Source organism: Kitasatospora sp. NPDC059646 (assembly GCF_042734615.1).
GTDB lineage: Bacteria > Actinomycetota > Actinomycetes > Streptomycetales > Streptomycetaceae > Kitasatospora.
The window spans coordinates 137,058-162,268 of the sequence record NZ_JBHWDS010000011.1 but is presented as its reverse complement, the minus strand read 5'-3'; the positions used below and the strand labels follow the sequence as shown (position 1 = coordinate 162,268).

The 25,211-nt window shown below is 69.9% G+C and carries 39 protein-coding genes and 1 pseudogene; 4 read left to right on the top strand and 36 right to left on the bottom strand.

Annotated elements, in window-relative coordinates; translation table 11 throughout:
- The first annotated feature begins 5 nt into the window (after window positions 1–5).
- From ACFV1L_RS10625 to ACFV1L_RS10615, 3 genes are all read left to right on the top strand, one after another.
- On the top strand, window positions 6–647 hold the full coding sequence (locus ACFV1L_RS10625; protein WP_380364857.1) for a DedA family protein: 642 nt from the start codon (window positions 6–8) through the stop codon (window positions 645–647).
- Window positions 648–773: 126 nt separating this feature from the next.
- Window positions 774–1,544: a sigma 54 modulation/S30EA ribosomal C-terminal domain-containing protein gene (locus ACFV1L_RS10620; RefSeq protein ID WP_380364856.1), complete on the top strand. Its 771-nt coding sequence runs from the start codon at window positions 774–776 to the stop codon at window positions 1,542–1,544.
- A gap of 532 nt (window positions 1,545–2,076) precedes the next feature.
- Entirely contained in the window at window positions 2,077–4,278 is a 2,202-nt protein-coding gene (locus ACFV1L_RS10615) for a M4 family metallopeptidase (protein WP_380364877.1), read from the top strand.
- Window positions 4,279–4,315: 37 nt separating this feature from the next.
- Here ACFV1L_RS10615 and ACFV1L_RS10610 read toward each other — a convergent pair whose 3' ends face one another.
- The 4 genes and pseudogenes from ACFV1L_RS10610 to ACFV1L_RS10595 form a co-directional block, all read right to left on the bottom strand.
- Window positions 4,316–5,182 carry a DMT family transporter gene (locus ACFV1L_RS10610; RefSeq protein WP_380364855.1) on the bottom strand — a complete coding sequence of 289 codons (867 nt, stop codon included), beginning with the start codon at window positions 5,180–5,182 and terminating at the stop codon, window positions 4,316–4,318.
- Window positions 5,183–5,264: 82 nt separating this feature from the next.
- Window positions 5,265–6,179, bottom strand: a pseudogene (locus ACFV1L_RS10605) (AMP-binding protein); the annotation flags it as partial.
- Between the two features lie 171 nt (window positions 6,180–6,350).
- Window positions 6,351–6,563: a hypothetical protein gene (locus ACFV1L_RS10600; RefSeq protein ID WP_380364854.1), complete on the bottom strand. Its 213-nt coding sequence runs from the start codon at window positions 6,561–6,563 to the stop codon at window positions 6,351–6,353.
- 50 nt (window positions 6,564–6,613) lie between these two features.
- The gene (locus ACFV1L_RS10595) at window positions 6,614–6,904 is read right to left on the bottom strand and encodes a hypothetical protein (protein WP_380364853.1); all 291 of its coding nucleotides are present in this window, start codon (window positions 6,902–6,904) and stop codon (window positions 6,614–6,616) included.
- Window positions 6,905–7,193: 289 nt separating this feature from the next.
- Between ACFV1L_RS10595 and ACFV1L_RS10590 the strand changes: the two genes are divergently transcribed.
- Window positions 7,194–7,424: a winged helix-turn-helix domain-containing protein gene (locus ACFV1L_RS10590; RefSeq protein WP_380364852.1), complete on the top strand. Its 231-nt coding sequence runs from the start codon at window positions 7,194–7,196 to the stop codon at window positions 7,422–7,424.
- A 77-nt stretch (window positions 7,425–7,501) separates the two neighbouring features.
- On the opposite strand, the gene ACFV1L_RS10585 is transcribed toward ACFV1L_RS10590, so the two are convergent.
- The 32 genes from ACFV1L_RS10585 to ACFV1L_RS10430 form a co-directional block, all read right to left on the bottom strand.
- Complete coding sequence (locus ACFV1L_RS10585) at window positions 7,502–8,716, bottom strand: helix-turn-helix domain-containing protein (RefSeq protein WP_380364851.1); 1,215 nt, start codon at window positions 8,714–8,716, stop codon at window positions 7,502–7,504.
- Window positions 8,717–8,742: 26 nt separating this feature from the next.
- Entirely contained in the window at window positions 8,743–9,807 is a 1,065-nt protein-coding gene (locus tag ACFV1L_RS10580) for a hypothetical protein (RefSeq protein ID WP_380364850.1), read from the bottom strand.
- A 156-nt stretch (window positions 9,808–9,963) separates the two neighbouring features.
- Window positions 9,964–10,224, bottom strand: coding sequence for a hypothetical protein (locus ACFV1L_RS10575; protein ID WP_380364848.1), 261 nt, complete (start codon window positions 10,222–10,224; stop codon window positions 9,964–9,966).
- Window positions 10,225–10,277: 53 nt separating this feature from the next.
- Entirely contained in the window at window positions 10,278–11,033 is a 756-nt protein-coding gene (locus tag ACFV1L_RS10570; protein WP_380364847.1) for a hypothetical protein, read from the bottom strand.
- 107 nt (window positions 11,034–11,140) lie between these two features.
- Window positions 11,141–11,557: a hypothetical protein gene (locus ACFV1L_RS10565; RefSeq protein ID WP_380364845.1), complete on the bottom strand. Its 417-nt coding sequence runs from the start codon at window positions 11,555–11,557 to the stop codon at window positions 11,141–11,143.
- Window positions 11,558–11,728: 171 nt separating this feature from the next.
- Window positions 11,729–12,088 carry a hypothetical protein gene (locus ACFV1L_RS10560; protein ID WP_380364843.1) on the bottom strand — a complete coding sequence of 120 codons (360 nt, stop codon included), beginning with the start codon at window positions 12,086–12,088 and terminating at the stop codon, window positions 11,729–11,731.
- Between the two features lie 14 nt (window positions 12,089–12,102).
- Window positions 12,103–12,258 carry a hypothetical protein gene (locus ACFV1L_RS10555; RefSeq protein ID WP_380364841.1) on the bottom strand — a complete coding sequence of 52 codons (156 nt, stop codon included), beginning with the start codon at window positions 12,256–12,258 and terminating at the stop codon, window positions 12,103–12,105.
- A gap of 55 nt (window positions 12,259–12,313) precedes the next feature.
- Complete coding sequence (locus ACFV1L_RS10550; RefSeq protein WP_380364839.1) at window positions 12,314–12,634, bottom strand: hypothetical protein; 321 nt, start codon at window positions 12,632–12,634, stop codon at window positions 12,314–12,316.
- The gene (locus ACFV1L_RS10545; RefSeq protein ID WP_380364837.1) at window positions 12,631–12,783 is read right to left on the bottom strand and encodes a hypothetical protein; all 153 of its coding nucleotides are present in this window, start codon (window positions 12,781–12,783) and stop codon (window positions 12,631–12,633) included. Before ACFV1L_RS10545 ends, ACFV1L_RS10550 begins: the two co-directional genes overlap by 4 nt.
- Window positions 12,780–13,073, bottom strand: coding sequence for a hypothetical protein (locus ACFV1L_RS10540; protein ID WP_380364835.1), 294 nt, complete (start codon window positions 13,071–13,073; stop codon window positions 12,780–12,782). The genes ACFV1L_RS10545 and ACFV1L_RS10540 overlap by 4 nt, the downstream gene beginning before the upstream one ends.
- The gene (locus ACFV1L_RS10535) at window positions 13,070–13,324 is read right to left on the bottom strand and encodes a hypothetical protein (protein WP_380364833.1); all 255 of its coding nucleotides are present in this window, start codon (window positions 13,322–13,324) and stop codon (window positions 13,070–13,072) included. The genes ACFV1L_RS10540 and ACFV1L_RS10535 overlap by 4 nt, the downstream gene beginning before the upstream one ends.
- A gap of 3 nt (window positions 13,325–13,327) precedes the next feature.
- Complete coding sequence (locus ACFV1L_RS10530) at window positions 13,328–13,504, bottom strand: hypothetical protein (RefSeq protein WP_380364831.1); 177 nt, start codon at window positions 13,502–13,504, stop codon at window positions 13,328–13,330.
- Window positions 13,505–13,543: 39 nt separating this feature from the next.
- Window positions 13,544–13,966: a Pycsar system effector family protein gene (locus ACFV1L_RS10525; protein WP_380364829.1), complete on the bottom strand. Its 423-nt coding sequence runs from the start codon at window positions 13,964–13,966 to the stop codon at window positions 13,544–13,546.
- Window positions 13,967–14,282: 316 nt separating this feature from the next.
- Window positions 14,283–14,675 (bottom strand): hypothetical protein, encoded by a 393-nt coding sequence (locus ACFV1L_RS10520; RefSeq protein WP_380364827.1) that lies wholly within the window; start codon window positions 14,673–14,675, stop codon window positions 14,283–14,285.
- Between the two features lie 50 nt (window positions 14,676–14,725).
- Window positions 14,726–14,866, bottom strand: coding sequence for a hypothetical protein (locus ACFV1L_RS10515; RefSeq protein ID WP_380364826.1), 141 nt, complete (start codon window positions 14,864–14,866; stop codon window positions 14,726–14,728).
- Between the two features lie 48 nt (window positions 14,867–14,914).
- A complete protein-coding gene (locus ACFV1L_RS10510) occupies window positions 14,915–15,697 on the bottom strand; it encodes a hypothetical protein (protein ID WP_380364824.1) in 783 nt (260 codons plus the stop codon).
- A gap of 190 nt (window positions 15,698–15,887) precedes the next feature.
- Window positions 15,888–16,121 carry a hypothetical protein gene (locus ACFV1L_RS10505; protein WP_380364822.1) on the bottom strand — a complete coding sequence of 78 codons (234 nt, stop codon included), beginning with the start codon at window positions 16,119–16,121 and terminating at the stop codon, window positions 15,888–15,890.
- A 674-nt stretch (window positions 16,122–16,795) separates the two neighbouring features.
- A complete protein-coding gene (locus ACFV1L_RS10500; protein ID WP_380364820.1) occupies window positions 16,796–17,185 on the bottom strand; it encodes an HNH endonuclease in 390 nt (129 codons plus the stop codon).
- Complete coding sequence (locus tag ACFV1L_RS10495) at window positions 17,128–18,987, bottom strand: DNA polymerase (protein WP_380364818.1); 1,860 nt, start codon at window positions 18,985–18,987, stop codon at window positions 17,128–17,130. Before ACFV1L_RS10495 ends, ACFV1L_RS10500 begins: the two co-directional genes overlap by 58 nt.
- A gap of 65 nt (window positions 18,988–19,052) precedes the next feature.
- Window positions 19,053–21,515 carry a phage/plasmid primase, P4 family gene (locus ACFV1L_RS10490; protein ID WP_380364816.1) on the bottom strand — a complete coding sequence of 821 codons (2,463 nt, stop codon included), beginning with the start codon at window positions 21,513–21,515 and terminating at the stop codon, window positions 19,053–19,055.
- Between the two features lie 72 nt (window positions 21,516–21,587).
- Window positions 21,588–21,788: a hypothetical protein gene (locus ACFV1L_RS10485; protein ID WP_380364814.1), complete on the bottom strand. Its 201-nt coding sequence runs from the start codon at window positions 21,786–21,788 to the stop codon at window positions 21,588–21,590.
- 1 nt (window position 21,789) lies between these two features.
- Window positions 21,790–21,999 (bottom strand): hypothetical protein, encoded by a 210-nt coding sequence (locus tag ACFV1L_RS10480; protein WP_380364812.1) that lies wholly within the window; start codon window positions 21,997–21,999, stop codon window positions 21,790–21,792.
- Complete coding sequence (locus tag ACFV1L_RS10475; protein WP_380364811.1) at window positions 21,999–22,406, bottom strand: hypothetical protein; 408 nt, start codon at window positions 22,404–22,406, stop codon at window positions 21,999–22,001. Before ACFV1L_RS10475 ends, ACFV1L_RS10480 begins: the two co-directional genes overlap by 1 nt.
- Window positions 22,399–22,644, bottom strand: coding sequence for a hypothetical protein (locus ACFV1L_RS10470; protein WP_380364809.1), 246 nt, complete (start codon window positions 22,642–22,644; stop codon window positions 22,399–22,401). The genes ACFV1L_RS10475 and ACFV1L_RS10470 overlap by 8 nt, the downstream gene beginning before the upstream one ends.
- Complete coding sequence (locus ACFV1L_RS10465) at window positions 22,637–23,032, bottom strand: hypothetical protein (RefSeq protein ID WP_380364807.1); 396 nt, start codon at window positions 23,030–23,032, stop codon at window positions 22,637–22,639. Before ACFV1L_RS10465 ends, ACFV1L_RS10470 begins: the two co-directional genes overlap by 8 nt.
- A complete protein-coding gene (locus ACFV1L_RS10460) occupies window positions 23,025–23,243 on the bottom strand; it encodes a hypothetical protein (protein ID WP_380364805.1) in 219 nt (72 codons plus the stop codon). Before ACFV1L_RS10460 ends, ACFV1L_RS10465 begins: the two co-directional genes overlap by 8 nt.
- Window positions 23,240–23,467 carry a hypothetical protein gene (locus ACFV1L_RS10455; RefSeq protein ID WP_380364803.1) on the bottom strand — a complete coding sequence of 76 codons (228 nt, stop codon included), beginning with the start codon at window positions 23,465–23,467 and terminating at the stop codon, window positions 23,240–23,242. Before ACFV1L_RS10455 ends, ACFV1L_RS10460 begins: the two co-directional genes overlap by 4 nt.
- Window positions 23,464–23,760 carry a hypothetical protein gene (locus ACFV1L_RS10450; RefSeq protein WP_380364801.1) on the bottom strand — a complete coding sequence of 99 codons (297 nt, stop codon included), beginning with the start codon at window positions 23,758–23,760 and terminating at the stop codon, window positions 23,464–23,466. Before ACFV1L_RS10450 ends, ACFV1L_RS10455 begins: the two co-directional genes overlap by 4 nt.
- Complete coding sequence (locus ACFV1L_RS10445; RefSeq protein WP_380364799.1) at window positions 23,760–24,122, bottom strand: hypothetical protein; 363 nt, start codon at window positions 24,120–24,122, stop codon at window positions 23,760–23,762. Before ACFV1L_RS10445 ends, ACFV1L_RS10450 begins: the two co-directional genes overlap by 1 nt.
- Window positions 24,122–24,253 carry a hypothetical protein gene (locus tag ACFV1L_RS10440; RefSeq protein ID WP_380364798.1) on the bottom strand — a complete coding sequence of 44 codons (132 nt, stop codon included), beginning with the start codon at window positions 24,251–24,253 and terminating at the stop codon, window positions 24,122–24,124. The genes ACFV1L_RS10445 and ACFV1L_RS10440 overlap by 1 nt, the downstream gene beginning before the upstream one ends.
- The gene (locus ACFV1L_RS10435) at window positions 24,250–24,438 is read right to left on the bottom strand and encodes a hypothetical protein (RefSeq protein ID WP_380364796.1); all 189 of its coding nucleotides are present in this window, start codon (window positions 24,436–24,438) and stop codon (window positions 24,250–24,252) included. Before ACFV1L_RS10435 ends, ACFV1L_RS10440 begins: the two co-directional genes overlap by 4 nt.
- Complete coding sequence (locus ACFV1L_RS10430; protein WP_380364794.1) at window positions 24,438–25,196, bottom strand: phiSA1p31-related protein; 759 nt, start codon at window positions 25,194–25,196, stop codon at window positions 24,438–24,440. Before ACFV1L_RS10430 ends, ACFV1L_RS10435 begins: the two co-directional genes overlap by 1 nt.
- Window positions 25,197–25,211 lie beyond the last annotated feature (15 nt).

Below are 25,211 nucleotides of genomic sequence, written 5' to 3'. Positions count from 1 at the left end.
CGGCGGTGCACGCGGTCACCGACTGGCTGAGCCGGCTGTCCGGCCCGGTGGTGTACGCGGTGGTCGGCGCCCTGGTGTTCGCCGAGGACGCGCTGTTCTTCGGGTTCGTGCTGCCGGGCGAGACCGCCGCCGTGCTCGGCGGACTGCTCGCCCACCAGGGCAAGGTGGAGCTCGGCTGGATGGTCCTGGTGGTGGTCGCCGCCGCGATCCTCGGCGATTCGACGGGCTACGAGGTCGGGCGCCGGCTCGGGCCGGCGGTGCTGGGCACCAAGCCGATGCGCCGGCACGCGGACCGGATCGAGGGCGCCCGGGACCTGATCCGCCGTCGGGGCCCGGTCGCCGTGCTGCTGGGGCGGTTCGTCGCGTTCTTCCGGGCGCTGATGCCGGCGCTGGCGGGGGTGTCGCGGATGCCGTACCGGCGGTTCCTGCTCTACAACGCGCTCGGCGGGCTGATCTGGGGCGTCGGCTTCACCCTGCTCGGCTACTTCGCGGGCTCCGCGTACTCCAGGGTCGAGGGCACGGTGGGCCGTTCGCTGGCGCTGGCGGTCGCGGCGGCGGTGCTCGCGGCGCTGCTGGTGTGGCGGGTCCGCTCGCACCGCCGCGAGTCCCGCCGCAAGGAGGACCGGAGCGGCCGGGGCGGGGACTGACGTCCCGTCAGCAGAGGCGACGGTCCCGGCCGGGGCAGGGCCCGTCGGCTCCCGGAGGGGGACCGTTCGGCCCTCGGCCGGGCGGCCGCGACCGGCGAGGCTGGGGTCATCGGGAAAGGAGTTCTGATGAACCGTCTGCAGACCCGTAGGAGTGCCGAGGTACTGGTGGAGACGCGCGGCGAGGTTTCGGCCGGCGCCCCCGACTACGCACGGATGAAGGTCGCGGCCGTGCTGGACCGGCTGGAGGAGCCGGTGCTCGCGGTGCGGGTGCGGTTGGTGCAGGAGCCCAACCACGCGGTGGCCCGGCCCTCGCTGGCCCAGGCCACGGTGGACGTCAACGGACGCCCGCTGCGTGCGCACGTCGCGGCGGCCACCATGCGCGAGGCGATCGACCTGCTCCAGGACCGCCTGTCGTCGCGGATCGCCCGGCTCCGCCACCACCGCCGGCCGGCCCGCACTCCGCTGGGCTGGGCCGACGGCCTGGATCCGGAGCACCGCCCGCAGCGCCGCCACCGGGCCCCGGAGGACCGCCGGCTGGTGCGGCACCGCAGCTACAGCCCGGCCCGGCTGAGCGCGCTGGACGCGGTGTTCGAACTGGAGGCGATGGACTACGACTTCCAGTTGTTCACCGACCTGGAGAGCGGCTGCGACAGCCTGGTGTACCGGGGCACGGCGGGCGGCTACCGCCTCGCCTCGGCGGGCCGGCCGGCCGCCCCGGTGCCGGGGCTGGTGGTCAGCCGGCTCGCCGTGCCGTGCCTGACGGCGGCTCAGGCCCGGGCCCGGCTGGACCTGGGCGGGGTGCCGTTCGTCTTCTACACGGATGCCGCGACCGGCCGGGGCAACGTCATGTACCACCGCTACGACGGGCACTACGGGCTGATCACGCCCGCCGAGTAGCGGTCCCGTGCACCGGCCGGCGTGGGGGTCGGCCGGAAGCCGCGGGAACAGCTCCCGGCGGGCGTGGGGGCCCGCCCGGGAGTTCGGGAAGAGGAGCCGGGGACGGTGTGGGGCCGTCCCCGGCTCCCGGCCGTCTGCGGCGGGCCGCCGCCGGCGGGCCGTTCCCGACGGCGGCCCGGGCACCGGTGGTGTCCCGGGCCTTCGTCATTTTTTGGTAATGCCGAGGTTTATCCATCGACGACGAAGCATTTCGGCCAAGTTGACGCCGCGTGGGTGACGGACCGGTGTCAAAGCTGGCACTGTACCGTCCCATCGCCGCAGGCACCCGTGCAGTCGCACGCGCACCCCGCGACGCGGCGAGCACGTCGGGCACCGTTCCACCCACTCGAACCACCAGCTCTACCGGGCGGCATCACCCCAGTCCGCCCGGCTGACTCCGGCCGCCCAGACCCGGCCGTCGCAGAAGGAGTTCCGTGTGACTCGATCCTCCCGAAAGTCCGTCACCGCGGGCGCGCTGCTGGCCGGCGCCGCGATGATCGCGGCTGCTCTGCCGGCCGGCCTCGCCGCCGCCGAGGACAGCCCTGCCGCCGCCCCCGCCGAGGTGCAGGCCTTCGCCGGGGCGCTGCCGGTGGAGCTCTCGGCCTCGCAGCGCGGCGAGTTGCTGGCCGCCGCCGACGCGAACCGGGCGGAGACCGCCAGGGCGCTGAACCTGGGCTCCGAGGAGGCGCTGATCGCCAAGGCGGTCACCAAGGACGCGGACGGCAGCCTGCACACCCGCTACGAGCGGACCTTCGCCGGACTTCCGGTCCTCGGCGGCGACCTGGTCGTCCACACCGCCCCGGACGGCTCCACGAAGGGGGTCACCAAGGCCACCGAGGCGAACATCGCCGTCGACACCACGCCCAAGGAGAGCGCCGAGGCCGCGAAGGGCCTCGCCCTCGACAGCGCCGACGGCGCGAAGGTCGCCGACCCGGCCGCCGAGAACGGCCGACAGGTGGTCTGGGCCGCGTCCGGCACCCCGCGCCTGGCCTGGGAGACGGTCGTGACCGGCACTCAGGAGGACGGCACGCCGTCCGAGTTGCACGTCATCACCGACGCCGACACCGGCAAGAAGATCTTCGAGTACCAGGGCATCGAGACCGGCGTCGGCAACAGCCGGTACTCCGGCCAGGTCACCATCGGCACCTCACCGGCGGCGGGCGGCGGCTTCGCGATGACCGACCCCGCCCGCGGCGGCCACAGCACGTACGACCTGAACGGCACCACCAGCACCAAGACGCTGTTCACCAACCCGACCGACACCTGGGGCGACGGCACCGTCGCCAACCGGCAGACGGCCGCGGTGGACGCCGCCTACGGCGCCCAGCTCACCTGGGACTACTACAAGGCCGTCCACGGCCGCAACGGCATCAAGGACGACGGCGTCGGCGCCTACACCCGGGTGCACTACAGCAAGAACTACGTGAACGCGTTCTGGGACGACGGCTGCTTCTGCATGACCTACGGCGACGGCACGGGCAACGTCAACCCGCTGACCTCGATCGACGTCGGCGCGCACGAGATGACCCACGGCGTCACCTCCGCCACCGCCGACCTGATCTACAGCGGCGAGTCCGGCGGCCTGAACGAGGCCACCTCCGACATCATGGCCGCCGCCATCGAGTTCTGGGCGAACAACCCCGAGGACAAGGGCGACTACCTGGTCGGCGAGAAGATCAACATCCGGGGCGACGGCAGCCCGCTGCGCTACATGGACAAGCCCTCCAAGGACGGCCGGTCCAGGGACAGTTGGTCCGCCGACCTCGGCTCGATCGACGTGCACTACTCCTCCGGCCCGGCCAACCACTGGTTCTACCTGGCCTCCGAGGGCAGCGGTGCCAAGACCGTCAACGGCGTGAACTACGACTCCCCGACCGCCGACGGCCTGCCCGTCACCGGCATCGGCCGGGAGGCCGCCGCCAAGATCTGGTACCGGGCGCTGACCACCTACATGACCTCCTCCACCAACTACGCCGCGGCCCGCGTCGCGACCCTGCAGGCCGCCGCCGACCTGTACGGCGCGAACAGCGTGACGTACATGAACACCGCCAACGCCTGGGCCGGCATCAACGTCGGCCCCCGGTCCGTCGACGGCATCATGCTGACGCCGCCGGCCGCGCAGATCAGTGCGGTCAACACGCCCGTCGAGCTGCAGATCCAGGCCACCGACATCAACCCGGGCCGGCTCACCTTCCACGCGGAGGGGCTGCCGGACGGCCTGAAGCTGCACCCGGTCACCGGCAAGGTCACCGGCACGCCGACCACGCCGGGCACCTACCAGGTCACCGTCACGGCCCAGGCCTCGCACAACAGCCGTGCCACGGCGACGTTCACCTGGAAGATCGCCCGGGCCATCGTCGAGAACCCCGCCGACGTGCCGATCCCGGACAAGGGCGCGGCGGTCTTCTCGGACATCGCGGTCACCGGCCTGGACGGCAACGCGCCGAGCGACCTGAAGGTCGGCGTGGACGTCAAGCACACCTGGCGCGGTGACGTGGTCCTCGACCTGGTCGGGCCCGACGGCGCGGTGTACTCGCTGAAGAAGGCCAACCTGGGCGACTCGGCGGACAACATCGTCGAGACCTACACCGTGGACGCCTCCGCGCAGCTCGCCAGCGGCACCTGGCGGCTCCGGGCGCAGGACCTGTACAAGGGCGACTCGGGCTACATCGACGACTGGAAGCTCATCTTCTGAGAGCCCCCGGTCGAACCGGTCCGGTCGGCGAAGCCGTTCACTTCGCCGACCGGACCACCTCGTGCACGTGCGGAACGGCCCGCACCAGGACGAGCACGCCGCCCACCACCGCGGCGGCCCCGAGCAGTTCGGGCAGCAGCCACCAGCCGGTGCGGACGGTCTCCTCGAAGAGCACCACGCCGAGCAGCAGGCTGACCCCGGCGTCGCCGATGGTGAGGGCGGGCTGCGAGGCGGCCAGCGGGCCGGCCTGCAGGGCGTTCTCCAGCAGCAGGACGGCGGCGATGCCGGTGAGGGCGAAGCCGTAGGTCTGCCAGGCGGCGAAGAACGCGCCCGGTCCGTGGTCGGCGAAGGCACCGGTCGCGGACTTCAGCAGGGCCGCGGTCAGCGCGTTGCCGACGGCCGCGGCGCTGCCGAGCGCGGCCGCCCGGAACAGCGGGGCGCGCCGGCGCCGGGAGGCGAGGACGGCGGCGGCCATCAGGCCGGAGCAGCCGGCCAGCACGGGCAGCCAGCGGCTCATCGGCGCCTGGTCGGTGGCCCCGGACGGCGCGGCGCTGCCGAGGAACACCGCGAGCCCGCCGACCACCGCCCCGACGCCGGCCCAACCCGCCGCCGGGAGGCGGCGGTTGAGCAGCGGCGCGGCGATCAGCAGGGCGAACGGCAGCTCCAGCACGAACACCGGCTGCACCAGGGCCAGCGGCCCGAAGGTGAGCGCCAGGGCCTGGAACAGGGCCGCGCCGGCCACCCCGGCGATGCCGGCCAGCCAGGCCGGGTCGCGGGCCAGGGTGAGCAGGAAGCGCAGGCCGCCGCCGCTGCCGACCGCGGCGGCGGCCTTGCGCTGGAAGGCGGTCCCGGCGGCGTTGGAGAGGGCGCCGAGCACGGCGAGCAGGACGGCGAGGGCGGGCACCCCCCGATCCTCTCCGCCCGGGCGCCGTCCGCCCGCCGCGACCGGCCGGGACTCCGCCGTCCGGGGGCCTCCTGACGGGTGGTCAGCCGTGCAGCAGCCGGGCCGCCCGTTCGCGCATCTCGACCTTGCGGATCTTGCCGGTGACGGTCATCGGGAAGTCGTCGACCACGTGCACGTAGCGCGGGATCTTGAAGCGGGCGAGCCGGCCGGTGCAGTACTCCCGTACGGCTTCGGCGGTGAGCGGGCGGGCGCCCTCGCGCATCCGGACCCAGGCCATCAGCTCCTCGCCGTACTTCTCGTCGGGGACGCCGATCACCTGGACGTCGAGCACGTCGGGGTGCGTGTACAGGAACTCCTCGATCTCCCGGGGGTAGACGTTCTCGCCGCCGCGGATCACCATGTCCTTGCTGCGGCCGGTGATGCTCAGGTAGCCGTCCTCGTCCATCACGGCGAGGTCGCCGGTGTGCATCCAGCCGTCGGCGTCGATCGCCTCCGCGGTCTGCCCGGGCTCGCCCCAGTAGCCGAGCATCACCGAGTAGCCGCGGGTGCAGAGTTCGCCGGTCTCGCCGCGCGGCACGGTCTCGCCGGTGACCGGGTCGACGACCTTCACCTCCAGGTGCGGCCCGACCCGGCCGACGGTGGAGACCCGGCGCTCGATCGAGTCGTCGGCGCGGGTCTGGGTGGAGACCGGGGAGGTCTCGGTCATGCCGTAGCAGATGGACACCTCGGTCATGCCCATCCGGCCGATGACGTCCTTCATCACCTCGATCGGGCAGGGCGCGCCGGCCATGATGCCGGTGCGCAGGCTGCCCAGGTCGTACCGGTCGAAGCGCGGGTCGGCGAGTTCGGCGATGAACATGGTGGGCACGCCGTACAGCGAGGTGCAGCGCTCGGCGGCGACCGCGGCGAGGGTGGCGGCGGCGTCGAACGCGGGGGCGGGAACGACCGTGCAGGCGCCGTGCGAGGTGGCGGCGAGATTGCCCATCACCATGCCGAACAGTAACGGAACACCTAGGTACCGGTTCAGGTACCGGTAGTGAGTCTAACTGGGCGCCTGTCGTCGAAGTGTGGGCAGCACAGCACGAAGCCCCGGGAGACACCGCCAAGTGTCGCTTCCCGGGGCTTCGCTCAGTCCCCCGCCGCGAACGGCTGGAGGACGTCTAGGGGGTCACCAGCGCCGCGTCTTGGGCTCCGGTGGCTCGGCTACCTCCTCCACGCCGACGTCGCTCACGCCGCGCCCGCTGGACTTCTCCAGCGCGAGTTCACCTCTGTGCCCGGCGTCGGACTCGTCGCGCGCGTACAGCTCGGTCGTCACGTGCTTCTCTACCCGGTTCGGGTCGCGGACGATCCCCACGACCCGATACAACTTGCGCTCCCCCACTGACCTCTCCGAGTCTCTGTTCCGGTACCTGGACTGCCCGCGTCGGCGCCTCAGTCGAGGTGGTTCAGGTTTCGCAGCCGCCACCGCGCCTCCATGGCCGACGACTTCGTGGTGTAGGCGTCGACCTCCCCGCCGGCCAAAGCCCACGTCCCTCGGTCCCACACGCCCCACAGGCCCGGGTACGGGTCCTCCGGCCCCATCAGGCGCGGGACGAAGCGGTCTTCCACGGCCGCGTGAAGCCGGCACAGCACCGTCGCCCAGCCGAGCGGGGCCCCGGGCTCAGACGGCGCGGTGTAGACGTGTCCGGCGGGCTGGAACGGCGGCGGGCAGTCCGTGCCCATCCGACACTGCTCTCCGTGGAGCTGCGCCGGTGTGAGCGCTTCCGCTTCCTCGTGCGAGAGCACTCCGACGGGCAGCCGAGTAGTAGCCTGGCCCATGTCGACCCCTTCCGGTCGGCCACACCCCCGGGCCGCTCACAACGACCGCGGGGGTTTCCTGCTGTTCAGGGTACTGCTATGTACTGCTTCACGCAGCTATGTAGAGCTACCCATACCCGTGGATAGCTTGGCGACGCGCAACCCTGGAAGAGTGGAAGCACCCCGTCCCGGCGCCGTTGACCCGTCCCGCCCCGTGTACGTCTACATGCAGGTGGCGGACGACATCGCGGCGCAGATCACGGCCGGCCGCCTCAAGTCCGGGGCGATGTTGCCGAGCGAACGCGATATCGCCGCGCTCTACGGCGTCGCATACCTCACGGCCCGGCGCGCCGTGAAGGAACTTCGTGACCGAGGACTGGTGACCACACTCCCCGCGAAGGGCACGTACGTGCAGCCACAGCAGCCCCTTCCGCCCGAATCCTGACATTCATGACGGTACGCGCTGGATAGGGAGTGAGGGGGTACACGTTGTACCCCCTTTCCATCTCCGCCCCATCCGCCTCAGGCGGCAACACCGATCGCCAGTGCGAGATCCCGCGCGTCCGATCGAATCGACTGTGGACCGGTCAGCAGGTCGCGGGCCATGCCGCGGGCATACCCATTCCACCGGAGCGTCTCCGGCGCCGCCGCATTGGCGTCCGTCAGCATCTCCAGCACCTGACGCGATTCGCCACGAAGAGCATGGGCCCGTGCAGTTTCGATCAAGTGCCGCCCTTGCCGGGGACGCGCAGGAAGGTCGTCCGCCGAGATGCGATCTGCCCAGCGCAGTGCAGTACCGACCTGCCGCAGCTCGACCGCGACCGTCACCGCGTGCACCGGCACGATCCGGCCAGCTACGGACGTCGGCGAGTGCCAGTAGCCAGCCGGCAGCGTCTCGGCACCCTCCGCGGCCCGGTCGAACCAGTGCCACGCCTGCCCCGCGCTGCCCTCTACGGCGTACGTGGCAGCCTCTTGGAAGGCGATCGACGCCCACGCCCCGGTCAGCTCCTGCGAGTCACCACGGACCGGGTCCAGCAGCCGTAGCGCCTCTTCCGCCACGGTGTGCGCACTGTCCCACTGGCCGGCGGCTCGCATCGCTTCCACCAGGAACCATGCGGCCTGAGCCACGATCACCACGTCGCCCGACCCGCGGGCGGTAGCGAGGGCGCGCTCAGCCAGCCGCCACACCAGATTGCCGTCACCCTGGTAGGCCGCGTACATCTGACCGAGGGTCAGCACCGAGGCGTACAGCGCTTCCGCCTGCCGACGGTCGGCGCACTCCGGGTGCGACGCCGCGACGGACGCTGCTGCGATCAGGTCCGGGAGGACGCCGCCCAGTGCCGTGCGGTGGGCACCGCTGGCGTCCCGCAGAGCCCACGCGCGGGCCACCCGAGCGGCCACCTGGCGGACGTCGGGCGCCGGCCCTGACGGCATCACGAGCGGCGCCGCATCGACCGCACGACGAACAGCGGCGAGTGCGGGGTGCTCTGCGCCGGCCGTCAGCGCCTGGATGCCGGGGACGGCACCGACCAGGTCCGTCAGGTCGGTCACCCCGATGTGCTCCGCCAATTTCATCAACACCGGCAGCTGGGGCGGCAGTCGGCGCCCATTCTCGATGCTCTTGAGCCACTCCGTGGACCGGCCCATCAGTCCGGCCACGACGGCGCGGGACTTGCCCGCGCGCTCCCTGTACAGCTGGATCCGCGCCCCGACGGGCAGCGTAGGGTCAGTAGGCATTGCCATTCCTCCAGGGTAGAGCCGGGTCAAGGGGTTTCCGCCAGCATGGTCCGCCAACCTCCGGGCACCACAACGCCCGTACGGGCGGGCTGCGGGGCGACGCCCCGGCACTTCGGGCACAACCCGATGTAGGTCTGCCCGGGCGCACGGCAGTCGTCGCACTCGAAGCGCTCCACCCGCGGCGTGGCGGGCTTCTTCGGCTCCGCGGTCTGCAGGTCCGCCGGCGGGTTGACGGGGAACGCGGCGATCCTGCCGGCCAGGACTGCCGCGACGGTCTTGAAGATCTTGGCCGGAAGCGGCGCGGACAGGGACGAGAGCAGCACCTCGCGCGGCCAGCCGGCGGCAAGCAGCCCCTCTACCATGGCGCCCTGGTCCGTCAGCGGCTTGCCGGACAGCGCCAACTCCGGGCGCTGCTGGCCGAGCTCGAGCAGCAGGCCGACACCTTCGCTCGTCCGCGTCGGACGCGGGGCCGCCTCAGGCAGGCTCTGGGCGGGTTCTGACGGCCGTGCAGGGGTCTGTGCAGGCGAATCCCCGTCCGGCCCTCCGAGAAGGGCGGAGAACGCCGCCTGAGCCTCTGCAAGGTCGATCGCGTCGGACTCGGCGAGCAGCCCCTCTTCGTCGTCAGCCTTGGTGACGACCGGAGGGACGGAGGGACGGTCTTTCATCACGTCCTTCGCTGGCGTCCTTACCGTCAAGGACGGCGCTCCCGCCTTCCCGACACCCGGACGACCGGGCCCGGGGCCACCGGCGGCCGGGGATGCGGGAAGCGGCGGTTGCGTGTGCCGCGACTTGCCGGTCTGCGGGACCTCGTACACGTCCACTCGGGTCCGCACCTGCCCAGTGATCGGATCACGGTCGGTCCGACGGACGTAGTGGCCGGCTGCCTCCAGCTCGTGAAGGGCGGCGGCGATCCGCGTGCGGCCTTCGACGGACTTCGCCGCAAGGGTGCGCACGTCCTCCCTGGAGGCGTCCGGGAGGGAGAGCAGGTAAGCCAGCAGCCCGCGGGCGCAGTACGAGAGTTCGTGCCGGCGCAACAGATCGTTCCCCAGCACGGTGAACCGCGACTTGTGCGCGGTACGATGGATACGCATTCGGAGTCCCCACTCCTAGTGCCATACCCCGGGACGTTGGCGCGTCGCCGGGGTTCTTTCGTTTGTGGCGTCATCCTTGCATCTTGTGTCGTACGGCACAAGTGTCCGGACATGCCAAAGCCCGGCCGGCAAGTTGCCGACCGGGCCGTACAGTTGTCAGGCGTCGTCACCCTCGCGGGCCAGTTCCAGGGCGCCCGCCAAATCGCGGACCCCCGCGACGCCCAGCGGGTAGGTGATGCCAGCGTCGATCAGAATCTCATCGACCTTCTCCGCGTCCTGGCGCAGCTTGGCCAGCTCGGTGTCACGGGCCTCCGGAGTTCGCCAGGCATCGATGGCCGCGAGGAAGGCCGGCAGGAACTCGTCCGCGATGCCGAGCCGCTCCGCGGCTTCCTCGGGGGTGATTACAGGGCGGGGCACGAAGTCCTCCAGGGCAGTCGGTCACGGGCAGCGTAACGCAGCGGTCTGGCACCCTAGGGCAGCGCGTTGACGGGCTGCAGGTCGCTCCACAGCACCATCTGCCGACCGCGCGGACCCTCGTGCACGGTCAGTGTGCCGGCGTCTCGGCGACGGTAGAGGGTGCTGGACTGGATGCCAAGCCGCCTCGCGGCGTCGGGAATCGACAGCAGCTCCGACGTGATCTTCAGTTCGGGTGTCTGCAGGACGTTCGACATCAGCCGCTTCAAGGGCAACTTGTTGATCTCGACCTTCGGCGGCACCGCCGGTCCGGGCACCGCCGGTGCATCGGCCGGTCCGTCGTCGCCGGGCCCTGCGTCCCCCGGCTCGTCCGTCGGCGGTGCGTCCAGGTGCAGCACGTGCGCGGCGACGAGCGGCGGCACCGCGGAGACGATGACGACCACCCATGCGCGCGGACCGACGACCCCTGTCGTCAGCACGTGCTCAGTGATTTGCGCGGCCGTGGCGACGATGAGTGCGAGCAGTGCGCCGCGGATTGCACTGCCACGCTGGCGCCGTGCGTCCTTCTCACGGGTGGCGTCGCCCGCCGTGCGGTGCTCGCGCACGATTGCCGACCAGTCGCGTGCGTTGCGCGCGGACCACGCGGCGTACAGGGACAGCACGGCCGGCATGAGCCACGCCACGCGCCAGTCCCAGCCGGCCATGACGCCGAGGCTGAACTCCCCGGGAGCGCTGAGCGCGAGGGCGGCGTACAGGACGGCGGGCTGACCGAGCTTGCGGGCAGTGCGGATGTGCCAGGGGGTGTGGGTCATCTCTCCTCTGATCTGTGCATCAGTGCTGTGAAGGGGCCGGGCCCCGCGTTCTCTACTCGCAGGGCCCGGCCAGGTGTACGGATGTTGGCTGCCCGTCTCAGGTGCTGCTACGGCAGTTCGCTACTCAAGTTACGTACGGCCGCCTGCGCCGGGCGAAGGCCTCGCTGTGCGATCTCGGCACCGTCGTGGGCGTACTTCACGAAGAGTCCGACGTGATCCGCGTCGCCAGCACGCCGCGCTTCCTTCCGCATGGGGTGCTGCGCCGTCAACTGTTCGATGGCAGCGATGATCTGCGCCCCGTGAGAGAACGCACCCTCCAGGGCATCAAGCCCAGCGGCGAAGTCCTCGGGCTCGGCCCAGTGGACGGACGGCTCCCGCGACAGCCATTCCGCAGCCCTGATCATGAGCCCGGCGCCCTCCAGCAACTCAGCCACGCTGTGCCCCGGGTGGGCGGACAGGACGTCTCGAACCCAGACGGGGGCCTCGTCCACCGCGCGTACCGTCTTCGGTGTGCGTGTCGTCATCGCGCGCTTCCCTTCAACCGATGCGGAGTCCGGCCTTCAGCCCCGCAAGTTCCTTACGGACCCAACAATGACACACTTGTGCCGTACGGCACAAGTCCCACGCGCGCACAAAATCGGGCGTCGCCGGAATCTCTACTCCCAGCGACGCCCGGTCTATTGACGGCCGACCACCTATACCCGCTGCGCGAGGAACTGACGCGACGACTCCACCACGATCCGCGACCCGGAGACGGTCCTGATCTCCACGCCGGTGCCGTCCCTGATGACCTCCCCCACCGTCAGCCGGTGGTCGCGGTAGCTGATCACGTCCCCCTCCTCCAGCTCCCACGCCTCCGCCAGCCGGGCGGTCGGCAGGGTCGAGCCCGGAACGCCATCCCGCCACACCAACGGGCATCCGGGGTAGTCCTCGCGCACGGACTCGTGGTACGGGCTGATCGGGTGCGGTTCCAGCGTGCACGACATGGGGTCGTCGGTGGCCGACGGGGTGTAGGTGGCGGTGCAGAGGTCGTCGGCGCCAGGCTGGTAGGTCATGTTTCCTCCGAGTGTCAGTCGTCGATGAAGATCACACAGGCGATGCCGAGCCAGGTCGCGAGCGCCACGCACCCGGCGACGACGGCGGACAGGCTTCCGTCGGCCGTGAGGAGGTAGGTTCCGCCCCCACTGACGCCACCGAGGATCAGGCCGGCAAGGAAGATGGGCATGGATACTCCTGGGTCAGATGGTGTTGGGCGCGGCCGGTGTACGGGTGGCGGGCCGTCAGCAGGCGTCGTCGGGCGTGCTGGTGGCGGAGGTGCCGAATGCGGTGAGGTAGGCGAGCCTGGCGCGGGCGTCCTCCAGGTCGCCTCGGGTGAGGGAGGACAGCGCGCGGGCGGTCTCGGCGTGCTTTTCGCGGAGGGCCTGGCGGTGGTCGCCCAGCACGGCCTCCAACTCCCGAACGCGGGCGATCAGCGTGGGCACGTCGTCGGCGCTGGCGTGGGACCGGCAGCACGACCAGCCCATGCGGGTCTGGTGCTCGGCGTGCTCGACGGCGCGCGCCTGGATGGTGTCGAGGTCGAGGGGCTGGACGGGCTGGGTCATCGCTGGTCCTCGGGGGTCGTGGCGGGCCGGCCGCCCTTGCACTTGGTGCCGCGGGCACCGGGCGTGTAGTGCGCCTGGACGCGGCCGGTGGGGGTGAGGGGGACGCGCAGACGTCCGCAGGTGGGGCAGGTTCCGGTGGGCTTGATCATCGCCGGGTCTCCTCGGTGGCGGGCTTCGAGCCGTCGCGGGCGATGCGAGCGGCGAGGTACAGGCCAGCGTCGGGGTTCTCGTCGGCGGTCTTCTCCGCCTCGGCCTCGATCTCCTGCGCGACCTGTTCGCGGACGCTGGCTTCGATCCATGGCCAGAAGTGGACGATCACGGCAACGGCGTCGTCTTCGTCCAGGACGACCGACTTGCCGGTCAGCGGGGAGGTGCGGATGACACGGCCGACCCTGCTGCGGATCGGGATGTCGTCGGGGCTGATGGGCATGGCAGTCATCGCGGGGCTTCCTCGGTGGCGGTCAGGTAGGCAGCCGTCTCTTCCGCACCCCGGAGTCGGGCGGCGCGGTGGAGCGCGGAGGTGGCGTACTGGATGAGCCGCTCCAGGTCGCCGGTCACGTCTCGGCCGGCCTGGGCGTCGGCGTGGATGTGGCGGGCGGCCTCGGCGACGCGCTCGGTCTCGCGGGCCATGTCGGCTCGGGCTCCGGCGATCTGGCGACGGGCGAACTCGGCGGTGAGCTTGTCAGCCATGGGTCAGCCCTCCTGCACCGCGCGGGCGGCGTCTGCGGCCACGAGCAGGCCGGCCCGCTCCAGCACGCCGACAATGGCCTCGGCAAGGTCGTCGGTGTCGACGTCGGCTGGGTCGGCGAGGGTGTCGTAATAGACGTCGAGGGTCTGAGTGGTCAACTCGATGACGTGGTCGCGGTCCATGCGGGTCTCCTCGGTCGGGTTGATGTGGGTGGCGGACCTTCAGGCCGCCAGTGCGGCAGCGACGAGCAGCGCCACCACGGCCGCCACGGTCAGGTCGGTGGCAATCCGGAGCTGCGACATCTTCGTCACGACGAGCTGGGACATGAACTCCAACTGCTCGTCCCGGTGGTCCTCCGCAACGGCGTTGCGGATGGCCCGACGGTCCAGCGTCGCCCAGTAGGTGAAGCTCCCACGCGCGGCGCCGCTCAGTCGCGGCCGGATCACGAGCGCGGAGGCGACGAGTGCGGCGGCCAGCAGGACGGCAGCGACGGTCACGGACACCGGCTCGCCGTGCCCGCCGCCGGTGACGATGCCGAGCGCGGCAGCGAGGATCCCGCCACCGGACAGCAGCGCGCCGGCCTTCGTGTCGGTGCGGGTGTTCTCGGCCCGCGCGTCCGCCAACGCCTGGTCGATTGGTTCCACGAGGCTCTCCCTTGCATCGGTGGAATCTGACGATGCCTCAGTGAAGCAGACTTGTGCCGTACGGCACAAGGCATCAGCACAGCTTCATCAGCCCCCAACCCTCCCCCGCTATCGGTGCCTGGCGGTCGACGTCCCGCGCGGCGTCGATCAGCCTCCGCGCAAGGGCGCGTGCCTGTGCGGGCGTCAGCTCATCCCGATCCGGGCCCGTGAGGACCACCTTGCCAGGGGCCCGGGTCACACGGTGGGTCAATGTGTACCTCCAGAAACGACAAAGGGCCCCTGCGCTCTCCACTCGCAGGGGCCCTTCGGGGGTGTGTCAGTCGGTTTCGCCCAGCAGCCAGCCAGCGAGCTGCATCAGGGCCTGCGGGGAGGTGCCGTACGAGCCGGGCGCGACGTGGCCGGCCAGCAGTTCCCGCGCCTTCTCTGCGGCAGCCGAGCGGCGCGCGAAGTCGTTGGCGTCTTCGTCCTGGACCACTGAGACACGGAGCGGGACGACCAACTCCGACGGTCCGTCGGCCGGCTCGGGCGACTCTCCAAGCAGCTTGTTCAGCTCGTCACGGAGCTGACGGGTTTCGGCAGTGTCCAGGTGCACCCCGCGCCGGTAGCTCCCGTACGGCTTGACGAAGGCCAGGCGGCTGGCGCCCACGGAGCGCTCCACCCGCAGCATGGCGCCGGGGCTGTCGGGGTCGCTGACTCGGATGTCGGTCATGGTCTCTCCTCGGGCAGATCGGATGGGGTATCGAAAGGCGTTTTTCGCAGCTACTGCAGTGCGAGTGCCGCATCCAGCTCCACGGCGTCGCGCCACTCCTCCCACGCGGTCCGGTCCTCATCGGCGTAGCCGGCCGCTTCGTCGGCGCGGACGCCGGCCATGTCGTAGGAGTCGAGCGAGGGGTAGCGCATCGTGGGGTGTCCTTTCAGGAGGTGGGTCCGTTGGGGTACATGAACGCCTTACGCAGCTGCGCCCAGCACAGTGCGTGCCTGCGCCAGTGCCTCACGGCGGATACCGCGGACACGGGACGGGCCGACGTTGCCGAGGTGGCCGGCCAACTCTTCGTCCGTCATCTCCGGCATGCCGACGCCGTAGGTGCCGCGCAAAACCAGCGCGCGGCGCGGCAGGATGCTGGTCAGCGCCTGCTCGGCCAGGTCGCGAACCTCCGCCAGGTGCGTAGCGCGTGCGGTCGACGTGTCGGGGATGGTGTCCGCGATGGTGGTCGTGCTGTGGCCGGGCAGCACCTCGTCCAGGTCCACGGTGACCGACCACCACGCCTCCAGCACGTGATCGAACTGGTCACGGCTCATGCGGCCCTTCTTCTGCTCCTCGCAGTGCTGGTTCACAAGCACGAACGCGTACTCGCGATCCCCGCGCGCCTTGCCGAGTGCACGACGAATACGCAGCAGCGAGGCCATCGACACGCTCGGGCCGGTGCGGGACGCCAGCCATGCTGTCGTCACAGCATTCACCACGGGCCAGTACGCGCGGGTCATCAGCGCCGCCGGTCCGGTGGTGTCGTACCCCGCCACCACGGTGATGAGCGCAGCCCGAGCCTCCTGCATGAGGTCCTCACGCATCGGAATGTGGTGCGGCACCCGGTAGAACTCGCCCATCACAGTCGCCACGATGCTGGCGAGCTGCGGCTCCAGCGCGCTCACGATCTGCCACATGGCGTCGGAGTTCCCCGCCTGCGCGGACTGGACCAGATCCGCGGTGATGACGGTCGTCGATTCCTGCATCTGGGCGCTCCTTAGGTGGTGGTAATGCGATTACTGAGCGCTGAGCCGACTCTGTTTGGGTTTGATGATGTGAGCTGCGTCACATGAAATGCGGCGGCTGAGGGTGTGCGGCATCGCCCCGTCGACCCGGCCGACGACGGGGTGGGCTGGAAACGCAACGGCCCCCACCCATCAGGGCAGGGGCCGCGGGCTATGCGCTCCGCAAGTCGGTTTTCGCTACTCGGGGGTCACGCAGGAAATGGACCAGCAGGTGTGCGTCCTCAGCGCAGGCGACGTCACAGCGCGCGGCCGTGGACGCCTCCCAGCCGGCCAGCACGAGCAGCCCGTCAGCATCCCAGAGCCACTGCGCCTGACGGTCCGCCACCTCCACGGTGAGTTCACGCGCCGCTCGGTCCAGCTCCCGGCGCTGCTGGAGCGTCTCCATCGGACCGGTGAGCACTACATGCCCCGTCGCAGCCAGCTCGTGAGTCCTCTGCTGCCGCATCCTGCTCCCCCTCGGTCCAGGGCTCCCCCTCCCATACCGAGAGGGCTCGATCAAGTGCCGCCCTGCATCCGCGGATGTGGGCGCCAGCAACTCGCATGTGGTGCACGGCCGTTCGGAGTTCATCGGCGACTTGGCGTCGCCCGTCGTCCAGGGCCGTGTCTTCGGTGGGACGTCCGGGGCCGGCGCTCGCTCGCCGGCCAGTGTTGTCGGGGTCTACCGGCGGGCGCAGGGAGCGGACGTCGGCTACAGCGCTCGCCTGCTCCAGCAGTAGGCGTACCTCAGCCAGGTCTGACAGCAGCACTGCTGATAGCGCGTCGGTACAGGTGACCGGCGTGGCGTGCGGATGACTGTAGGTCATGACTTCCTCTCACTCAACGGATCTAGTCCAAAAATGAACGATGGCAACGGGGTTGTTTGTCCGGATTTGAGAGTGCGTCGGGATACCGAGCGCGTGCGGATTCTTGTGTCGTACGGCACATGACCTGCCCGTCTGGCATGTGCACCCTCACACAGGACCGTGACCGTACTGTTATGTGATTACCGTAATCCCGGGCGTGTCGCGGGCGTTACCGCAGGTCACGGGCACACAGTAGTTGGAGTGTGACGCTCCGGGTTCACGCCCCCGCAGAGACCGGGAGCGCTCCACTTGTGAAGACACTCACGAGCTGATCGCTTTTCAGCCCGTTGCACGACGGGCAGGCCGGTACCAAATTCGGCCAGGCGTCCAGCCCGCCACGGGAAGACGGGACGACGTGATCGACCTCCATCGCGTCCTCCAACCCGGTGTCACAGTAGAAGCACCCGTACCACCCCAACTCCTCCCATGTCCCGAGGAGTTGGGGTAGCCGGGGCTTGCTCGGCGCTGCTGGTCGGCGTGCTACAGGTACGATCCATACCCGTCGCTGTCGGCGCCCGGGGCTACCGTCGGGGGATGGGACAGACGACGTCAGGCCGCGAGGGACAGCACACGCTGCTGCGCGGCGTCCGGGTGCGCTGCGTACCACTCGTCCTCCCTGATCATCGTCTCGGCGTCCTTCATGTACAGCCCGCCCCAGCTTCGGCCGCCTACTTCCGGGTCGGTGTCCAACGCGACGCCGAAGAAGTCCATGGCCATGTGCTCGCCAATGACCTGCGCCACTTCCTCCGCCACGTCGGCCGGTGCCTGCGCAACCAGTTCGTCGTGCACCGGCAGCAGCAGGTGATCCGTCAGGCCGGCGTCGTCCAGGTCGATCAGGGCCTGGCAGAGGACGTCGCGCGCAGTGCTCTGCACGGCGTAGTTGGTGGCCGCGTAGACCCGGTCGCGGTCCAGCGGAAGCCGACGACCGGCCGGCGTCCATACCACATAGCCATGCGCCCGGGCATCTCGCTGCACCGTCCGGGAGTACCGTTTGACCCCCGGATAGACCCGATCGTAGGCGGCAATTGCGGCCTGAACTTCCGGGAGGGGCGCGCCGGTTTGGCGGCTCAACGTCTGCGCACCACCACCGTAGACCTTGCCGAAGCCGACGCCTTTACCCATCTTCCGGTGCTGCTTCGTGAAGTGCGGCCCCCAGATCAGCTCTGCGGTGAAGTCGTGGAGGTCGCGCCCTTGTGCGATTGCCCGCTTCATGGTGGTCTCGTCCGCCAACGCGGCCAGCACCCGCATCTCCACCGCGGAGTAGTCCACGCTGATGATGCGGTGCCCCGGGTCCGCCATCAATGCGCGACGGATCGTCCAGTCCCCGGAAGGGAGTTGCTGGAGCGGCGGGTTCGAGATGGACATGCGGGCCGTGCGCGCCTGGAGAGAGTTGATCTTGCAGTGCGCGCGCCCTTCGACGTCCAGTCCGTCACGGAGCTGCAGGGCGTACGACGTCCTCCACTTGCCGGCCCTCTTCGAGCGCAACACCGCGTCCGCGAGCGGATTCGGCGTGCGCGTTCCGCGGGGCTTCCACTGCGTGTCGAGATCGGCCAGGTCGAGCAGGATGGCCTTATCGACCTTGTACGCCCCGCCCGCCGTCCGCTCCGTCAACGACTCGCCCATGCCGAGCAGGGCGGCCGACACCTGAGCCGTAGCGTTCACGGACGTCACGCCGAACTTTGCGGCCCGGGCGGCGTGGTGGGCCGCTTCCTCCTCCAGCCGACTGACGAGACGGCGCACGTAGTCCTGGTCGACTCGCATGCCCCTGCGCTCCATCTTCGCGCAGATCAGCATCACGCGGTGCTCGAAGTCGACGAGCCCCTGTCGCACGCCGGCATCCGCGAGTCGCTTCTCCAGCCGGGGCCGAAGACGCGAGAGCAGGATGACGTCCAAGCCGGCATACAGGAGATACGTCGGGTGGTCGATCGGGATGCCTCGCCACCCGGTTGCCTTCGTCAAGCCGAGCGACCGGAAAATGGCAGTGAGGTCTTCCTGCGTGTCCGGCGCTTCCGGGTCTACGAGCTGTGCAGACAGGGGCTTCAGACCGAGCCCGACGCCGCCTTCCTGCGGCTGCCGCGGGTCGTAGAGGTGGGCGAGGATGCGCGTGTCCAGCGTGCGCGGACCGAGCAACTCCAGAGGGATAGCTGCGTGCTTGTCCAGCACCAGGAGATCAAAGGGCGCGTTGTGGATCTCAATCGCGGGCAACACCTGCAGTGCCCACCTCGCCGCCTCCAGCAGCTCCGCGGACACCTCAACCCGCAGCACCCACGCCGTCCGCTCGTCGCCGAGCTGGACGGTACGGAGGCGGTAGCCGGAACGGTAGGTGTCGAGACCCGTCGTCTCGGTGTCGACTGCGACTCGGCGGCCGGCAGAGATCTGGCCGTGAACCCAGGAACGGAAGAGGTCCAAGTCCCTTGCGTCTTCCGGGACATGGACCTCCACGCGCTCCCCCGCCACGGTGTGCGGGAGCGTCCTCACGCTGCCTCCGTCCGTCCCTGTCCGAAGATGTCCGCGGCGCCGGATGGCGGTGCGGTCTGCTGCTCTGCCTCTCGGCGTTCCGCGTCGGTCTTCTCGCGGATGCCGTCGAACCCCCACCGGCCGCCGACCTTGCGTTTGCGGAACCCGCGGCTTTCCATCTCGACCCCGAGCGCCCAGCCGGACAGCGTCTCCTTCCGGCTCAAACCGGCGTCCTCCGACCAGTCCGCGTACGCGCGGCGGAGGGTCATCGGGGCGATGCGGGCGCCGTCCTCCACCGTCAGGCGGGCCGCGATGAACTCCGCCAAGCGGTCCTCGCTCTCGCGGTAGTCCTGCGTGGAGGTGGCGATCGACGACGGCTCCGTGAGCCCGTCGGTGAACCATGCGACGGCCCCGCGGACAGCCCAGGCGAGGATGCCCTCCGCCTCCGCGCGCAGCTTCCCCTGCAGCCCGCGATCCTGGGCCGCACCGTCAAAGACTGCTTCCCACGGGATGAGCTTCACACGGCGCCAGATGCCGTAGTCCTGGCTCAGGATGGCCGGCTTGTAGTTGGTCTCCACCTGCAACAGGTACTGCGGGGCGTAGGTGAACGAGTTTTGATGCAAGAACCGGACGGTGACCTTGTTGCCGTCGCCGGTCAACTGCTTGATCAACGGCTCGACCAAGCGCGCATACTTCTCCGACTCCGACGCCAGGACGAGCCGGTACCCGCGGAGCCGGGCTAGCTCGGGCGACGCCTGGCCAGCCTCCGGCTTCTTCTCGAAGGTGGCGAACTCGGCGCTCTCGGTGATGCCGCGGAAGACGTGGGAGATGGTCGACGTGTAGACCGTCTTCCCGTTCTTCCCTCCGCCGTGGTGGATGACGAACACCTGCTCGCTGGTCAACCCAGTGATGCCGTAGCCGATCAGCCGCTGCACGTACGAGGGAAGCTCCGGGTGGTTCGGGAACACCTCCATGAGGAACTGCTCCCAGCGAGGGCACTGGGCCTCCGGCCGGTACGCCACGGCGAGGCGTTTCGTAATCAGGTCAGCCGGGTCGTGCGGCTGGAGCGTACCCGTGCGGAGGTTGATCGTGCCGTTGACGACGGACAGCAGCTCCGGGTCCGCGTCCAGCTCGTCAGCGCTGAGCGGGACGCCAGGAACCGACGGCAGCTCCTTCAAGATTCCTTCGATGTGCCTGTTGGTCAGCGCCTTCAGCGCGAGCCGGCGCTCCGCGTCCCCACCTTCCGCGATCATCTCCGCGCCCATCCGGTGCAGCGCGCGGCGGACCTGGTCCTGACCGGGCACCCACACTGTTCCGTCCCAGGTGAGGAAGCCCAACCCGGAGGCGTAGCGCACTCCCCCGCCCTGAGCGCGGATCCAATCGCGCAGGCGCACAGCCAAGCCGACGTCGGTCCCGTCGAAGGCCTCGCGCGCGGAGCCGCGGAGAGCCGGAAGGTCGTCGGACTCCTCCACGACTACCGGGGTCGCAGGAGTGGGCGGCTCCGGGTCCGTCAGGTCGACGGGCTCTGCGGCCTTGACCGCGCGGTGGAGGGCAGCCGGGAAGGCGGCCGGATCGTCCTCGCGCCAGTCCGTCAGATCCCAGCCCTCGCGCGGAAGCACGAGCTGCCGGCCGCGGATGCCCTCAACCGCGAGGGCACGAGCGAGGGCGGTCGAGAAGCCCCGTCCGGCTCGGTCTGCGTCACCCGCGAAGACAACATCCGCACCGCGCAGCGCGGCAGCCAGCTCGGCCACCACACCGGCGCTTTGCGCCAGCCCAGCACCGCGGATGACCACGACGTCATAGCCGCACGCAGCAGCCGTCAGCCCGTCACCCGGGCCCTCGGTGATCAGCACGGTGTCGTACCCGGCGCCGGCGGAGAGGTATCCCCACTTCGCCCATACACGGCTGTCCACGTTCGCCAGTGACACCCACCGGGCCGGACACGCACCGCCGATGTCCCGCCCCTGGAGCCCGCGGGCGATGCCGTCAACGCCCATTAGCGGCACGGTGATTCGCGGGTGTCGGGTGAAGCCACGGGACAGCCACTTCTGCGGCCGGTCGCCCGGAGCACAGAAGCCCAGCTCCAGATCCTCCGCCAGGTCTGGGCCGACGCCAAAGCGGCGCTGCAGGTACTCCATCGCCTCCGGCGACGACTTCAGCGCCTCCGCCGTCTCCTCCACGAACATCCGCAGCGCAGCGATCTCGCCCGGACCGATGGACTCGGGCAGGGCGGCGGAGACAGTCCGGGTCGCGGTGCCGGGGACGACGTCGAACAGATCCGACGCCTGCAGCCGGAGCGCGCGGAGGATCGCGTCCTTCTCACAGCCGGCCCGGCAGACTATCAGCAGCTTTCCGTCCTCGCGAAGGGTCATCTTCAGGCTCGGCGTCCGACGATCCGCGTGCGCAGGGCACAGGGCTAGGTAGCCGTCATGGTCCTCCGTCACGCCGGTCAGCCGGTCCAGCAGATCCGACAGTTGCACAGCTCTCCTCTCCTCGGGCATGACGAAAGGGGGCACCCTCCGAAGAGAGCGCCCCGTGAAGCGTTGGTGGAACTACGCGGCGAACTCGCGGCCCCACTCCTCCTCAGGCACCGCGTAGTAAATGGGGCCAGCCGGCCCGTGGTCGACCGCGAAGATGACCAGCGACCGGCCGCGAGCCTCCGCGTACTCGATAGCGCGACGGACGCCGAGCTTCGACGGGTGCCCCGTCCAACGTTCTTCGCGGCTGCTGCAGAAGCTGATGTACTCGTCCACGTCACTCCTCCTCTTCGCGCTGCCCGTACTCGATAGCCGTGACGCACGCCCCGTACGCGGTGAACTGCCATGCGTGCTTGTCGCCGCGCGCGAGAGCATGGCTGACCCAGCCGCGGGCGTCCTCGGGCGACATATCCTCGCCTTCCCATTCGGCGCCGTCTTCGACGACTTCCAGAGCGGCCGTGAACGTGATCGTCGCGGTGCGTGCCATCAGTACCCCTTCCCGTGCCGCTGCACGTGATCTGCGTGAACTGTCGGCGCGATGGCGAGCAGTGTCTCCTCCGCGTCCCGCAGCCGGTTGATCAACCGGACGTCCGTCTCCAGATCGCGGACGACGTAGCCGGCCTGGACGCCCGCCCGGCGCCGCTTGACGATCGCACAGCCGTAGGGCTGCATGGCGTTGATCGCTTCTCGGTTGGCCTGCGCGAGGTAGGACGAGAGCGTGATCGTCTGTTCGTCCTTGCACTCCGTGGCGTGAAGGTAGTAGCCGTCCAGGTCACCGATGTCGAGCCGCCCCATCTGGACGTTGCGGCGGACGTCGGGGCTGTGGTGTTCCTGGAGGTAGGCGCGGACCGCGGACTCCCACTCGGTCCCACGCTTCTTCGCGTCGTTACCCATCGGTGCCTCCTTCGGGCCACCGGCTGACGGCGTCCAGGATCTCGTACGCCAGGTTCTCCGCCGCCTTCCAATCCGCGATCACGACCTGAGTGCGGCTGGAAGTGACCGGGGACGTCGTGGTCTCCCCCGCGATCACGATCACTGGAGGCTGGTACTCGGCGTACCGGCTGCGCACCAGCTCTGCGGTGACGCGGTCGGCCGGCGTGCCAACGGGAACCATCGGCAGTTCGTCAGTCATCGGTACCGCCCTCGGCCTCGTCGTCCAGGGGAACCGTGTAGACGCGGTAGACGTCGTCGTCCCCGTCGTTCTCCCGGAACTCCCATCCCGTGACCTGTCGCGCTACACCGTCGACCGTCAGCCAGTTCCCCGGCCCACCGACGTGCGTCGGTACCGAGCCGTCCGCCTTCCGGAGGACGACCACGTTGTACCCGAGCTGCCCCGTCTTCGGGTGCGTCTCTTCCTGCTCGCCGTGCTGGGCGCTGACGTCGACCGTCATGACCAACTTCCCCGTCCGCCCCGCCTTCGCACGCCCGACCTTTACGCGGCCGTGGGTGGTGGAGGCAGAGAGGATGTAGTCACCGGGTTCGATGTCGACGCCGAACGAGTCCCTCACGTACTCAGACACCCACCATCACCCCTCCCGGGCCGCCAGCCCCGACCAGCTCCAGCGCCACCCCGGCGCCGAACTCGCCCTGCTCGATCACACCGTCCCCGCCGAACGACTTCAGCGTGGCCAAGCGCTGCTGCGCGTCGACCTCTTCGAGGTACGGGCCCCAGACCCTGCCGACCGAGTAGCGGAAGGCTTCGACGGTCTGGATCACGCGGTACTCAGTCACCGCACCCACTCTCCCCACTCGATCCCTGTCTCTTCGATGTGCGCCGTACCGCCGGCGTTCTCCACGACGGTCTTCTGCGCGCGTGCCTGCGCCACGGTGTCGTACGGGCCGAAGACGCGGCCCTGCCTGTACGGCTCGCGCACGCCAAAGCGCGCGGGCCGGGTGCACGGGTCGTCCACGACAGTGCGGTACAGCCACTCAGCGTCGGGGCGGATGCGGGTCACTCGACTTCCTCCCACACCGTCGCAGCACGCTCGATGGCGGCCGAGACGATGTCCTCGTTCACGACATGACCGCCAGCGAACTGGCTGTAGGAGTGCGTCAGGAAGGTCAGCTGCCCCTGAGCAGCAGCCCGCGTCCTGTAGGGCCCGAGGAACTCGGTTTCCGTCTCCTCGGTGTACAGCCACTCCGGGTCAGGCCCGTCCCATCGATAGTTCGGGTTGTGGCCGGCACGGACACGGCGGACGATCTTCACTCGGAAGACGTCGGCACTCTCTTCGGCCATGCGGCGTGCCATCAGCCACCCCATCCCGTCTCCGGGTCGCGGACGTCGAATGCTTCCCACGCGAGCGCGGCACGCTCGACCGTTACGGAAACGATCTGACGCGTCAGGACCGTGTCTCCCGGGCGGGTCGTCTGCCGCGCCGTCTCCGCCTCCAGCGCGGATGCCACACGCCCAGCCATGCGACGGGCTGTGCCGGGGTCGTTGTAGGGCCCGCGAACGTCGGCGTGGACGACGTCCTCCCACGCCTCCAGGTAGCTGGGGAGTACGGCGTCCAGGACGTACGTGCCGACCATCTCCGGGTTCCGCTTCCGGTGTCGGTACCTGACGACGGAGCGCCAGACTTCCGGGGTGTCGAGCAAGACGTTCGTCGCCATCAGTGCTTCTCCTCCCACTTCTCCACGATCCGGCCCAACAGCCGCACCACCTCGTACGCCGCCCACCCGATCAGCGAGACGGACCCGAGTGCCCAGAGTCCGCCGATGATGTAGACCAGCCACTGGTTCACGGTCGCGCCCACTGATGCACGACGTTCGCGCCGCGGGTGATCGCCACCCCGATGGCCTCCAAGAACCGCCCCCAGTCGGCGCGTTCGGTCGCGCCTGGGGCAATGACCACCATGTCCCGCTCGCCCAGCGCCCGGACGGTCCCCAGCGCGGGGGCACCGTCCGGACGGATGATGAGGGTCGCCATCAGGTGGTGACCTTCGTCAGGGGGCCGTAGTTTCGAACCACGTGGGGCAACGACGAGTCGTCGGCTTCCGGCTCGCCGCCCCACCACCGGCCCACGGGAGCGCCGTCCGACGCCTTCACGGTGGTGCTGAACCGCCACACGTCACCGTCCGTGTCCCGGTATCCGGCGGTCAGGTCGTAGGTGACGCCGGCGTACGTGTAGGTGGGCGACGGCTCGTCGGTGACGCGCTCAACCTTGGCGCAGTACCAGGTGCCGTTGGTGTCGCCGTGCTCGCCGTCGCCAAACCGCACCTTGAACGGCGTCGTGCCACCGTCGGAACCGGAACCCGCGAGCGTGCCAATCAGGCCGACGAACCTCCCGGTGTCGTAGTTCGGGTCGTCCTCCACCACGCGCACCCGGTCGCCGACCTTCAGCGACTCGGCGGTCGGCGCGGGCTTCAGGTACTGCGCGGACGACGTCTCGTGGCAGCCGTCTTCGTCCTCCAGGACGTACCAGGGGCGGGATGCCGCGTACTTGTCCTTGAACGGGCCGGCCACGACCTTGTTCCGCTCCTCGTTGAAGAGGACGTACGCGCCGATCTCGAACTCGGGGCAGAGAACGAGGCCGGTAGCAGGAAGCGGAACCTGCTTCCCATCGTCCTCGCGTGTCACGATGTAGTAGGTGCCTTCGAACCCGTTGAAGGGCCCGCCGGCCACGGTGCCCCGAGTACCGGTAGTCGTCCGCGTCACCTTGTCGCCGACCTTGAACTCCTGCGTCATCTCTCCTCTTTCAGT